This is a genomic window from Sporichthyaceae bacterium (genome assembly GCA_036493475.1).
In the GTDB taxonomy this organism is placed as follows: domain Bacteria; phylum Actinomycetota; class Actinomycetes; order Sporichthyales; family Sporichthyaceae; genus DASQPJ01.
This window is the reverse complement of sequence record DASXPS010000105.1, coordinates 20,175-29,543: the sequence shown is the minus strand read 5'-3', so window position 1 is coordinate 29,543 and position 9,369 is coordinate 20,175. Positions and strand designations below refer to the sequence as shown.

General features: G+C 68.6%; 7 protein-coding genes and 1 pseudogene. 5 read left to right on the top strand and 3 right to left on the bottom strand.

Annotation, left to right across the window (positions count from 1 at the left end; genetic code table 11):
- Nucleotides 1-155 precede the first annotated feature (155 nt).
- From VGJ14_11255 to VGJ14_11235, 5 genes and pseudogenes are all read left to right on the top strand, one after another.
- Complete coding sequence (locus VGJ14_11255) at nt 156-1,124, top strand: hypothetical protein (GenBank protein HEY2832991.1); 969 nt, start codon at nt 156-158, stop codon at nt 1,122-1,124.
- An 81-nt stretch (nt 1,125-1,205) separates the two neighbouring features.
- Nucleotides 1,206-1,811 carry an NAD(P)H-dependent oxidoreductase gene (locus VGJ14_11250; GenBank protein HEY2832990.1) on the top strand — a complete coding sequence of 202 codons (606 nt, stop codon included), beginning with the start codon at nt 1,206-1,208 and terminating at the stop codon, nt 1,809-1,811.
- Between the two features lie 17 nt (nt 1,812-1,828).
- Nucleotides 1,829-2,632 (top strand): TIGR03084 family metal-binding protein, encoded by an 804-nt coding sequence (locus tag VGJ14_11245; protein HEY2832989.1) that lies wholly within the window; start codon nt 1,829-1,831, stop codon nt 2,630-2,632.
- Between the two features lie 2 nt (nt 2,633-2,634).
- Nucleotides 2,635-3,789 (top strand): acyl-CoA dehydrogenase family protein, encoded by a 1,155-nt coding sequence (locus tag VGJ14_11240; protein ID HEY2832988.1) that lies wholly within the window; start codon nt 2,635-2,637, stop codon nt 3,787-3,789.
- A pseudogene (locus VGJ14_11235) lies at nt 3,749-4,138 on the top strand (very short patch repair endonuclease). Before VGJ14_11240 ends, VGJ14_11235 begins: the two are co-directional and overlap by 41 nt.
- Nucleotides 4,139-4,191: 53 nt before the next feature.
- On the opposite strand, the gene VGJ14_11230 reads toward VGJ14_11235, so the two are convergent.
- From VGJ14_11230 to VGJ14_11220, 3 genes are read right to left on the bottom strand one after another with little or no spacing between them, the layout of a single operon-like run.
- Entirely contained in the window at nt 4,192-4,995 is an 804-nt protein-coding gene (locus tag VGJ14_11230; protein HEY2832987.1) for an Mrp/NBP35 family ATP-binding protein, read from the bottom strand.
- A complete protein-coding gene (locus VGJ14_11225; GenBank protein ID HEY2832986.1) occupies nt 4,992-7,823 on the bottom strand; it encodes a molybdopterin-dependent oxidoreductase in 2,832 nt (943 codons plus the stop codon). The genes VGJ14_11230 and VGJ14_11225 overlap by 4 nt, the downstream gene beginning before the upstream one ends.
- On the bottom strand, nt 7,820-9,352 hold the full coding sequence (locus tag VGJ14_11220) for a 4Fe-4S dicluster domain-containing protein (protein ID HEY2832985.1): 1,533 nt from the start codon (nt 9,350-9,352) through the stop codon (nt 7,820-7,822). The genes VGJ14_11225 and VGJ14_11220 overlap by 4 nt, the downstream gene beginning before the upstream one ends.
- Between the last annotated feature and the right edge of the window lie 17 nt (nt 9,353-9,369).

The window sequence follows — 9,369 nt, the reverse complement described above, 5'->3', positions numbered from 1 at the left end:
GTGCCCTGATAGCCCCACACGCCATGAGAGGTTGCGTGTTTCGCGTGATCCGAGTACGTTAATCGCGATAAACGCAACGACGGTCGATTCGGCGTATTGCACGCGTTCGGCGGTCGTCCCGGTGTCCGCGTTGACGTGAGCGAAGGATAACTCAAATGCACTACAACTTCGGGATCAAGTGGCTCAAGGCGTTCCGCGAAAGCTCGGAAGCGGTGTGCGCGCTGTACAACCGGGACGGCTTCGTGTTCGAGGACGTCATGCTCGACCAGCACAACCTCAACGACTACGACGACCTGCTGCGCAACTTCGCGCCGTACGCCAACAAGGACCCCGAGGCCGGTATCGGCATCCACAACTTCCGGATCCGGTCCTACGTCGGCGACAAGCGCTCCGGGCTGCTGCGCTGGGAGTGGGCCCCCGAGCACGCCGCGATGTTCCTCGGCCTGGACGTGGCCGGAAAGCCGTTCAGCACGCAAGGCCACACGTTCCATCAATACAACGAGCGGGGTTTGATCACCCGCGAATCCTCCTGGTGGGATGCCTCGGCGGTCTTGAGTCAGGTCGGCCCGGTGGCGCCGACCAAGAGCCTGACCGGTAAGACCTCGATCGTCTCGGCCGAGGGCGGCGTCTATCGCAAGGCCGCGAACGGCATGGAGCACGCGCAGAACTGGTGCACAGCGCTGGGCAGCGACGTCGCCGCGCTGCGCGCCCTGTATGCCGACTACTTCACTCTCGAGCACACGATGGTCGACGACCACGAGAACGACACCATCACCGACTCGCAGATGCTCGCCGACGCGCTCGGCGGTATCTCCAGCGGCGAGAACGGCACCTACACGTTCACTCCGACCGAGGTCTTCGAGGGCAACGGCCACCAGCTCACGCACTGGTCGGTGACCATCGAGGGCGCCTCGACCTTCCGCGGCCTGCCCACCGGCGGGCAGACGCTGAGCACCATCGGGTCCACCTTCCATGAGTTCGACGCCGACGGCCGGGTCCTGCTGGAGTCGACGTGCTGGGAGGACAACCGGGTGTTCGTGCAACTCGGGCTGCCGATCCTGCGCCCGCACTACTGGGAGGCCGACTTCGACATGGAGGCCTTCATCGCGAGCCTCGGCGGCTGAAACGCGCCGTATCAAATACGGCGGCGGTGCCTGATGAGGCCGGGCACCGCCGCCGTAGCATCTCCTGAAGGAGGAGTGGACATGTCGATCACACCGGTTCGAGTTCTGTGCATCGGCGGGTCCACGCGTCCGGGCTCGGGTTCGGAGTCGGCCGTCCGGGTCTGTGCGACCGCGGCCGTCGAGGCCGGCGCCGAGGTGGACCTGATCCTCAGCCGGGACCTGATGTTCCCCATTTACGACACCGAGACCCCGGACCGGGACCCCCGCGCCCAGCGCTTTGTGCAGGCGGTGCGTGCCGCCGACGCGTTGATCGTCGCCTCGCCCGGCTACCACGGGTCCATGTCCGGGATGATCAAGAACGCACTGGACTACATCGAGGACACCCGAAACGACGACCGGGTGTACCTGGACGGCATGCCGGTCGGCTGTGTCGCGGTGGCGTACGGCTGGCAGGCCACTGTGTCCACGCTGCAGAGTCTGCGGGTCACCGTGCACGCGTTGCGCGGCTGGCCCTCGCCACTGGGCGCGACGGTGAACGCCTCCTCGGGGAAGATCTTCGACGCCGACGGGGGTTGTACCGACGACGGCGCCCGCTTCCAACTGCAAACCGTGGCCACCCAGGTGGTCGAGTTCGCCGCGTTGCGCAAGGCCGGGGCGAGCAGCTTGCTCGCCGCGACGGTGGAATAGAGGGGGAAGATCCGACGATGCCGCTGACCGTCGAGGACCTGGTGGGCGACCTGCGCGCGGAATCGGATTCGCTGATCGAGGTGCTGCAGCCGTTGAGCAACGACCAATGGCTGCTGCCCACCCCGGCGGCGAACTGGTCCATCGCGGACACCGTCAGCCACCTCGCTTTCTTCGACGAGGTCGCGACCATGGCCTGTGTGGACCCCGACCGGTTTCGGGAGATCGCCGCGGCCCACATGAACTCGGGGATGGACTTCCCGGACCGGGTTGCCGCCGAGCACCGTGACCTGACGGGTAATCAGCTGCTCGCCTGGTTCGAACGCACCCGTCCGGAGATGATCGAGGCGTTTGCGAGCCTCGACCTCGGCGACCGGGTGCCCTGGTACGGCCCGTCGATGAGCGTGGCGTCCATGTTCACCGCGCGAGTGATGGAGACCTGGGCGCACGGGCAGGACATCGTCGACGCACTCGGCATCACCCTGGAGCCCACCGCACGCCTGCGTCACGTGGCGCACATCGGCATCGGCGCGCGGGCGTACACCTACAAGGTGCGCGGCCTGGACCTGCCGGACGCCGCGATCCGCGTCGAGCTCACCGCGCCCGACGGCTCGCTGTGGACCTGGGGCCCGCAGGACGCCACGGACCGCGTCACCGGCGATGCCTTCGAGTTCTGCCGCGTGGTGACGCAGCGTCAGAACATCGCGGACACAGCACTGACGGTGGTCGGGAACGACGCCGTACACTGGATGTCGATCGCGCAGGCCTTCGCCGGCGCGGCCGGTCCCGGTCGCCCGGCACGGAATGAACTGGAGCCGGCCTAACCATGGACTTCACCGCGACCGACGAGCACCGTGACCTCCGAGCCGCGGTCGTCGCCGTCTGCGGGGAATTTGGTTCCGAGTACTGGCTGGAGCACGCCGCGTCCCGTACTCCCACCACAGACCTGTGGTCGGCGATGGGCAAGCAGGGCTTTCTCGGGGTGAACATCCCGGAGGAGTACGGCGGCGGCGGGATGGGCCTGTCCGAGGTGGCCATCGTCTGCGAGGAGATGGGTGCCGCCGGCTGCCCACTGCTGCTGATCGTGGTCTCCACCGCGATCAGCGCCGAGGTCATCGCCCGGTTCGGTTCGCCGGCCCAGAAGGAGAAGTACCTGCCCGGCCTGGCCACCGGCGAGACGAAGATCGTCTTCGCGATCACCGAACCGGACGCCGGCTCCAACAGCCACAACATCTCCACCACCGCGACGCGAGATGGCGACGACTACATCCTGCGCGGCACCAAGTACTACATCTCCGGGGTGGACGAGGCGGACGCGATCCTGGTCGTCACCCGCACCGGCATCGACGAGCGCACCGGCCGCGGCAAGCTCTCGCTGTTCGTGGTGGACACCGACACCCCCGGCTTGGCGGCGACCCCGTTGTCGGTGGACGTCGCGATGCCGGAGAAGCAGTTCACCCTGTTCTTCGACGAGGTCCGGGTGTCCGCCGACCGGCTGATCGGCGTCGAGGGCGAAGGCTTCGAACAGGTCTTCCACGGCCTGAACCCGGAGCGCATCACCGGCGCCGCCATGTGCATCGGGGTGGGCCGCTACGCGCTGGCCAAGGCCGCCCGCTACGCCAACGACCGCGCGGTGTGGGGTAAGCCGATCGGCACCCACCAGGGGGTCGCGCACCCGCTGGCCAAGGCCAAGATCGAAGTGGACCTGGCCGCGCTGATGACCACCAAGGCCGCTTGGCTGCACGACCATGGACTGCCCGCCGGCTCCGCGGCGAACATGGCCAAGTACGCCGCCGCTGAGGCGAGCATCGCCGCGCTGGACGCCGCCATCCAGACCCACGGCGGCAATGGGGTCAGCACCGAGTTCGGGCTGATCCCGTACTGGGGCATGGCCCGCCTGCTGCGTATCGCCCCGGTGAACCGGGAGATGATCCTGAACTATGTCGCGCAGCACGACCTCGGGCTCCCCAAGAGTTACTGAGGCCAAGCCCCCGGCGTCCACGCCGGGCGTGGCTGCGCGCATGGCCAAGCAGGCGCGCGCGCACACCGAACCCGAGGTCACGCTGCGCCGCTTGCTGCACGCCGCTGGGCTGCGCTATCGAGTGGGCCTGCCGGTGCCGGGCATGAAGCGGCGCACCATCGATGTGGCGTTCAGCCGGGCCAAGGTCGCGGTGTTCGTGGACGGCTGCTTCTGGCATTCCTGCCCGGAGCACGCCACGTTCCCCGCCGCGAACAAGCAGTGGTGGGCGGACAAGCTCGCGGGCAATGTCGCCCGCGACGCCGCGACCACAAAACACCTGGAGGAGCTGGGCTGGCAGGTGATCCGGGTCTGGGAGCACGAGCCCATGGCCGAGGTCGCCGTGCGCGTGCAGGGCGCGCTGACTCAGACCACGGACAGCGGCAGTGACCGTCCGATCAGCGATCGGCGCACCACCGGCAGCCGGGCGGCGACATCAACCAGCACCCGAGCTGACGCGGCGTCAGGATCGCTGAGCACCACTGGCATGCCCCGGTCCCCGGCCAAGCGCGCCGCCCGGTCCAAGGGCACCTGACCGAGCAGCGGCGCCCCGGCCAACTCCGCCAAACGCTCTCCGCCGCCCGATCCGAACAGCTCCGTGCGCTCGCCGCAGCAATCGCACACGGCACTGCTCATGTTCTCCACCACGCCCGCGATGGGCAGCGCAGCGTCCCGGGCCATGGTCACCACCCGCGCGGCCACTGAGTGCGCGGCCGGTTGCGGGGTGGTCACCGCCACCAGCGCGGCGGACGGCAGCAACTCCAACAGCGACAGCTGGATGTCGCCGGTGCCCGGCGGCAGGTCCAGCAACAGCACGTCGAGCTCGCCCCAGGCCACATCGAGCAGGAATTGCTCCAACGCCTTGTGCAGCATCGGCCCGCGCCACATCACCGGCGCGCCGTCGGGCACCAGGAACCCGACCGACATCAGCGCGACGCCGTGCGCCCGCAGCGGCACCATGCGCCCGTCGCTCACCCGCGGGTTCTCCCGCACACCGAACAGGCCGGGGATCGAGTACCCCCACACATCCGCGTCCAACACCCCCACGCGTTTGCCCGACCGGGCCAGTGTCACCGCCAGATTCGCGGTCACCGTGGACTTGCCGACCCCGCCCTTGCCGCTGGCCACCGCATAGACCGTGGTCGCCAGGTCATGCATCAAGCCGGTCACGATGAAGCCTCCGGGTCCACGTAGAACGCCCGCCGACGTGGCTTCACCGGGCGCATGAAGAACTCCGGCCGTCGCTGCCCACCGGGCCCGAGCGTGCTGCGGGTGCGGGCCAACCACTCCCGGTAAACCTCCATGGACCGCGCGGTGTCCACCCACACGTCGCCGTACTGGTCGTCCGATTCTGCTCGGCACATGCGCACCTTCTGCAGCCAGCACTGCTGCCCGGACCACGGGTCGGGTTGCACGGCGAACGCGAGGTTCTGGTGCACGCCGGGGTCGGACCACCAGATGCGTTGCGAATCCGGGTCGTCGGAGGCGAACGGCGCGATACCGCCGCGGTAGCGCAACCGGAAGGTGTCCGGGCCGTTCGGGTTCGTGATGTCCACCAGTCCCTGCACCCAACGGCTGCCCTCGGTGTCGTGCAACCGCCACCGGCCCATGTGGTGGCTCAGCGCGCACACGCCGGGCCGGATGGCCTCGGTCACCCACACCCGCGGCACGAAGTAGCCGATCGAGGTCGTCAACCGCACCAGGTCGCCGGTGCCCACGCCGTGTCGGGCCGCGTCGGTCGGGTTCAACCACAGCGGATGGGTGTTGGAGATCTCGTTGAGGTACTTGGCGTTGCCCGACCGGGTGTGGATCAGCGTGGGCAGCCGGAACGTCGGTACCAGCACCAGATCCCCGGCCTTGACGTCGATCTCGGCGTGATGCACGTGCGAGCGGATGTAGCCGGGCGTGGCGTGCTCCTCCCAGCCCCAGTCACGCATCGTCTCCGAGTACACCTCGAGCTTGCGCGACGGGGTAAGCCAACCGGCGGTGCGCGAGCCGTCGGCGTGCACGATGCCCACCGACCCGGCCTCGCCGACCAACGGCGGCACCGAGTCCAACGTGGTCGGCTTGCGCAGCACGCCGTACTCGTCGGGTTCCGCGCCGTCCAGTTCCGCGTCGGTGAGCGGGCGTTCGTCCTGCCGGTACAGCGAATCGGCGACCTCGACCACGCCGAACCGGCGCATGTACGCCAGCGGCGTCAGGCCCGCCGCCTCGGCCTTCGCGGGCAGCCCCGGCACCCGGTTCTCGAACACCCAGCGGTAGTACTCCTCGACGGTGATTTTCTCGCCGGGCCGGTACGGCGACTCGAAGTGCTGACGGATGCCCAGCGAGCCGTCCGGGTCGATGCGCCAGGACAGCTCGAACCAGAACTCGTTCTCCTCCCACACCTCGCCGGGGTTGGCGTCCCGGCTGTCGCCCACCGGCATGCCGAGCTTCTCCATCGCCACCCGACGCACCGGTTGGCGGAAGCCCAGCCACTTCGACGCGTGCGTCTCATAGGACTGGGTGTCATGCCGCTCGGTGGAGTGCCCCATGGGCAGGACGTAGTCGGCGAACTCGGCGGTCTCCGACCACGTCGGGGTGAGCGCGACGTGCAGGCCCACCTGGTCGGTGTCGCGCAGCGCGCGCAGCCAGGTGAACCCGTCCGGGTAGGTCCAGACCGGGTTGAACACCCGGCTGAAGTACACCTCGATCCGCCCGCGGCCCTCCTGCAGGAAGTGCGGCAGCAGGATCGACATCTCGTTGCAGCTCAGGGGGTACTCCGCGGGCCAGGCCAACGCGTTCCAGTGGTCGTGCCCGGGCACGTCGGGGCCGTGCGCGATGAACTTGTTCCAGCCGTTCGGCGAGGTGCCGCCGACCTGCCCGATGGACCCGGTCAACGCGAGCACGAACCACAGACAGCGGGCTACCTGCCAACCGCCCAGGTTGCCCGCTGCCGCGGAACGCCAGATGTGCCCGGCCAACCGGCCCTCGCAGTCGGCCACCAGGTCGGCGATCTGCTGCACCTGCTCGACCGGGACCTTGGCCTCGGCCGCCGCGAACTCGACGGTGAACTCGGCGTAGTCGGACTCCAGCGCGTCCAGGAAGTTCTCGAAGCTGACCGGCAACTGCGGGTGCCGGTTGGTCAGGTACACGTCCCAGTTGAACCAGCGCTCGAGGAACGCCTCGTCAATCTGACGGGTCCTCAGCAAATGCCCGGCCACCGCGAGCAGGATGGCCGCCTCGCCGCCCGGCCAGGGACTCATCCATACATCCGCGTGCGAGGCGGTGTTGGACAGCCGCGGGTCGACCACGATGAGCTTCGCGCCGCCCTGCTTGCCCTCCATGATCCGTTGCGCGTGTGGGTTGAAGTAGTGCCCGGTCTCCAGGTGGCTGGAGAACAGCAGAATCACCTTGGCGTGGGCGTGGTCGGGGGACGGCCGGTCGAACCCGCCCCACAGCGCCTGACCCAACCGTGCCCCGGACGAGCACACCTGGGTGTGGCTGTTGTGCCCGTCGCAGTTCCAGGCCTGCAACACTCGCTCGGCGAAGCCGTCCTCGCCGGGTCGGCCCACGTGGTAGGCGACCTCCTCGTACCGACCTTCGGCGAATGCCGTGCGGATGCGCCCGGCGATGTCGTCCAGCGCGGCGTCCCAGGACACCTGTTCCCACTGCCCGCCGCCGCGTTCGCCGACCCGACGCAGCGGGTGCAGGATCCGTTCCGGGTCGTTGACCTGGTTGATGGTGGCCGGGCCCTTGGCGCAGTTGCGGCCCCGGGAACCCGGATGCGCCGGGTTTCCCTCGACCTTCTTCACGCTCAGGTCGGACTTGTCCACGTAAGCAAGCAACCCGCAGGCGGATTCGCAGTTGAAGCAGGTGGTCGGCACCAGCATGTACTCGTGCGGCACCTTGCGCGGGTGCGCTTTCGCGTCGTACTCGACGTGGTGATCCCAATCTTCCACCGGCGGGAAGTTCCGCAGGTGCTCGTGGGTGCGAAAGCCGGGGAGTTCGGTCGTCATGACAGCGGCACATCCTGTCCGGCCCGCACGAACACGGTCTCGTACCCCAGCAACGCGACCTGCGCGACGATCCCCGCGGCCACCGCCAGGCCAAGGTGCTCGCCTTCCCAGCTGAACGCCGCCATCCCGGCGGCCACCAGCGCGAGCAGCAGCGAACCGCGGAACAGCGACGCGTAGGGGCCGGCCGTCGCCAGCTGCGCGGCGGCGCTCGCCTGTTTGCTGTCGTGCCTGCCGTAGAACTCGACGATCGCGAACCCGATGTGCAGCACGGTGGCGACCACCAGACAGCGCACGATGAATTCATCGCCGTCCGGCCGCACCTCCCGGCTCGGAGTGAGCAACGCCAGCGCGCCGGCCCCGACCATGGCCGCCTGCGCGAGCAGATGCGGGAACAACATCCGGGACTGCCACAGGTCGCGGCCCTCGGCCTGCGCGAACAGGAACGCGGTGTACCCGGCCGCCGCCACCGCAGCCACCATGGCCGGCACGGACAGCGAATTCAGCACGTTGTCGTAGCCAGGATCCTCGTTGTCCCCGATCGCGCCCACGACCAGCCACAGCGCGGCCATCGCCCCGAACGCCCCCAGCGCGACCGAGCCGAGGAACAGCCACGAGCGTGGATTGGGTTTGGTCAGCAGGTAGTAGAACCGCGCCGGTTGCTTGAGGTCCGCCACCAGCAGCACGCCGGTGACCGCAAGCGCCGCCAGTGCGATGGCCGGACCGACCACGGTGCCCACATGGCCCAAGTGGCGGTCGAAGAGGAACGCCGCAGCCACCAGGAACAGCACCCCGGCAGCGACGCCCTTGGTCCACAGGTACGTGACCACCCGCCACCCCCACGGCCGTGGATGTGGGGTGTTCAGCGTGGTGCGGGCCATCGTCTGCGCGTCGCGCGGGAGGTGTGCGGAAATCGCCGCGCGCTGCGCGTCAGGCGTGGAGTAGATGTAGCTCGCGTCAACCGGTGCCGCCAACGGATCGAGCACCGCGCGTTCGGCGCCCAGATAGAACACGTTGGGCCCGGTGCGCTGCTCGGGAGAGCGCACCATGACCGCGTTGGTTTTGATCAGCCTGGCGATGCCGCTGTTCGGATCCGACAGGTCGCCCACCCAGATCGAGTGGGTGGGGCACACCACCACGCAGGCCGGCTCGTAGCCGGCGTCGATGCGGTGGGCGCAGAAGTTGCACTTGGCCGCGGTGTGGGTGTCCTCGTCGATGTAGATCGCGTCGTAGGGGCAGGCCTGCATGCAGCTCTTGCAGCCGATACACCGAGAGCTGTCGAAGTCGACGATGCCGTCGTCGCGCACGAACAACGACTTGGTCGGGCAGATCTTCACGCAGGGCGCGTCACTGCAGTGGTTGCAGCGCATCACCCCGAAGTCGCGGGTGGTGTCCGGGAAGACCCCGGAGTCGACGTACTTCACCCAGGTGCGGAACTGACCGACCGGAATCTCGTGCTCGGTCTTGCAGGCCACGGTGCAGGCATGACAGCCGATGCAGGTCCGCTGGTCGATCGCGAATCCGTACCGCATCTGCCCCCCGCGCGCCC